Origin of the sequence: Paenibacillus sp. alder61, assembly GCF_020179875.1 — a bacterium.
GTDB lineage: Bacteria > Bacillota > Bacilli > Paenibacillales > Paenibacillaceae > Fontibacillus > Fontibacillus faecis.
Window position 1 is genome coordinate 1 of record NZ_JAIUDG010000056.1, and the last position, 958, is coordinate 958.

At 54.0% G+C, this 958-nt stretch carries 1 rRNA gene; it reads right to left on the reverse strand.

Annotation, left to right across the window (positions count from 1 at the left end):
- Window positions 1-958, reverse strand: a 23S ribosomal RNA gene (locus tag LBW89_RS27360); the annotation flags it as partial.

The window sequence follows — 958 nt, forward strand, 5'->3', positions numbered from 1 at the left end:
ACGGTACCAGGTTAGAACTCCGATACGATCAGGGTGGTATCCCAACGGCGCCTCCACCGAAGCTGGCGCTCCGGCTTCCTAGGCTCCCACCTATCCTGTACAAATCGTATCAAAGTCCAATATCAAGCTGCAGTAAAGCTCCATGGGGTCTTTCCGTCTTGTCGCGGGTAACCTGCATCTTCACAGGTATTAAAATTTCACCGGATCTCTCGTTGAGACAGCGCCCAAGTCGTTACGCCATTCGTGCGGGTCAGAATTTACCTGACAAGGAATTTCGCTACCTTAGGACCGTTATAGTTACGGCCGCCGTTTACTGGGGCTTCAGTTCATAGCTTCGGATTGCTCCTAACCACTCCCCTTAACCTTCCAGCACCGGGCAGGCGTCAGCCCGTATACTTCGCCTTGCGGCTTCGCACAGACCTGTGTTTTTGCTAAACAGTCGCTTGGGCCTTTTCACTGCGGCCCCCTCGGGCTATTCACCCTACCGAGGCACCCCTTCTCCCGAAGTTACGGGGTCATTTTGCCGAGTTCCTTAACGAGAGTTCTTCCGCGCGCCTTAGAATTCTCTTCTCGCCTACCTGTGTCGGTTTGCGGTACGGGCACCTTCACCTGGCTAGAGGCTTTTCTTGGCAGTGTGAGATCATGACCTTCGGTACTGTAAATTTTCCCTCCCCATCACAGCCCAGCCTTACGATGTGCGGATTTGCCTACACACCAGCCTCACTGCTTGGACGAGCATCCATCAGCTCGCGTCACTACCCTACTGCGTCACCCCATCGCTCATAGCGGTTTACGGTGGTACAGGAATTTCTACCTGTTGTCCTTCGACTACGCCTTTCGGCCTCGCCTTAGGTCCCGACTTACCCTGAGCGGACGAACCTTCCTCAGGAACCCTTAGGCTTTCGGCGGATCAGATTCTCACTGATCTTTTCGTTACTCATACCGGCATTCTCACTTG